The 2,021-nt window shown below is 62.6% G+C and carries 1 protein-coding gene and 1 pseudogene; both read right to left on the bottom strand.

The window, feature by feature from the left end:
• Window positions 1-257, bottom strand: a pseudogene (locus GWG67_RS38610) (hypothetical protein); the annotation flags it as partial.
• A 22-nt stretch (window positions 258-279) separates the two neighbouring features.
• Window positions 280-1,881 (bottom strand): hypothetical protein, encoded by a 1,602-nt coding sequence (locus tag GWG67_RS38605; RefSeq protein WP_275174874.1) that lies wholly within the window; start codon window positions 1,879-1,881, stop codon window positions 280-282.
• Window positions 1,882-2,021 lie beyond the last annotated feature (140 nt).

The raw sequence follows: 2,021 nt of genomic DNA, 5'->3' as shown, positions 1-2,021 counted from the left end.
TTGCAAAAGCCGAGCTTGGGGCGAACGTAGAGCTGGACCTCGCCGCCGCAATCTTCGGCCTTGCAGCGGAACGCTTTTCCTTTCCCCCAGGGGTCCGCGCCGAAAGGCCAGTCGATTTCCGTCCACACCGGGCGGACCTCGCCGGAGGCCGATGTTGCGCGTGCCGGTTCACCGGATCGCAATATCCAGACCGCAGCGGCTGCGCAGAGCAGCGCACTGGCTGCGCTGATTGCAACGAATTTGCTGGTCAGGCGCATGGACGTTGCCGCGGCACCTTTGCTAATTCTGAGCCATCAACTTTCGTGCGGCCGCGAGGTCTTCCCGAGACGAGTCGCCATTTCTCGCCGTTTCGACGACTTTCGCGTAGTACTGGCGGGCCTTCACAGCATCCCCCGCTTTCTCGGCCGCGTGAGCGGCGCCGATGGTCGCGCCGAAGCGGTTCGGCTCTTTGCGCATGGTGCTTTCGAACGCGGCCAATGCTTCCGTCGCCATGCCACGTTCGAGCAGCATGGTCCCGTAAAGCTCGCGTGCGGGGGCAAGCGGACCCGGCGTCACGATGGATTTCTCGGTCTTGTCTTCGGCATCGGCGGCAAGGCGCATCGCTTCCAGCGCATCCGCCTGTTTCCCCAGGGCGTTGAGCTGCCAGGCTGTAGCGACCTGCCGCTGAATGTCCACGATTTCGGTCCAATAGGCGTCCTTGTCCTGCTGCAGCTTGTCCCGCAACTCTGCCAGCTTGGCGATGTCCGCCGTTGCTGCGTCTGCATTGCCGGAGCGCGCGGCGCCAAGAGCGCGGGCGAAATAGGTGATCGCATCGACATAGGCAAACCGGCTCGGCTCGACCTTCAGCGCAGCAGCGCCCTGCCAATCACCACGCTCGACCATATAGCGCGCTTGGCTGGCCGCTATCGCGTAGGGACCGGCGCGGACAGCCGGCGCATAGCCCGTGGTCGCAACCATGTCCGCGATGACCTCGCTGGCCCGGCTGTCCTGCGCAAGCTGGAGCAGGGCGTAGACCATATAGTCGTCGGCATGCAGCTGCTCGCTTGGGTCCTTGCCCTCCTTGGCAGCCTTGGCGGAACGGCTATTGGCGTCGATGGATTCGTTCCAGTAGCCGACGCGCGTGAAGATGTGCGACGGCATATGCAAGGCGTGCGGTGCCGCCGGCGCGATCTCGGAATAGCGCTTGGCAGCGTCGAGTCCTTGCTCTGCGATCGCCGGATAGTCATAGAGGTGGATCAGATAATGCGCGACGCCGGGATGCCGCGGCTGGCGCTTGAAGATCGGCTCCAGGATAGCAGCGCCCTTGAGCTGGTTGGCGTAGGTCTTGTCGTTTGGTGACGCCGTGACATTCAGCGTAATGGCGTAGGCGATCTGCGCCTCGTCATCATCGGGATAGCGCGCGGCGACGGCTTCGGTTGCCTTGAGATAGGCCTGCGCGCGCTGGCCAAACGTCGTCTTTTCGTCGCCCGAATAGAAGGCCAGCAGCGCGTCGATATAGTCGCGTTCGCGTTCGCTCTTGGCGCCGAGTGCCTTGGCCTTCTGCAGCGCGGCGATACCTCCGGTGAGGTTTTCCTTAGGCGCGGGAAAATGCGGATTGTACAGCAGACTCAGCGCAATGCCCCAATAGGCGATCGCGCATTCCGGATCGGCCTGCAGCGTCTCCTCGAAAATTTCCTTTGCGGGCCGGTACCAGAACGAGTGCTGATAACGCATCCCGCGATCGAAGCGGCGCTGCGCCACCTCGTTGCAGGAGGTCTGGAAGTGCACCTTGCCAAATTGCTCATCGGCCCCGTCCTCCGCGCGTGCGGCGGGCGTGCCGGAAATCCAGCTCAGGGTAGCGAGGGCGAGAAGAGAGACGGTTCTCAAGGCGAGCGCGCGCATCGGCCCCTCCGTTTTCTGTTCAGAATAAATCTGGTCAGATGGCGCCGATAAAACCGAGGGCGCCGAAGTTCGTACTGCTGAGATTGGCAATGGCAATTGCGTTTTTGAAGGATTTCTCCATTCGCGATGCGAGTCAACAG

This window comes from Bradyrhizobium sp. CSS354, from assembly GCF_029051725.1.
Lineage (GTDB): Bacteria > Pseudomonadota > Alphaproteobacteria > Rhizobiales > Xanthobacteraceae > Bradyrhizobium.
This window is presented reverse-complemented; position numbering and strand designations above follow the sequence as displayed.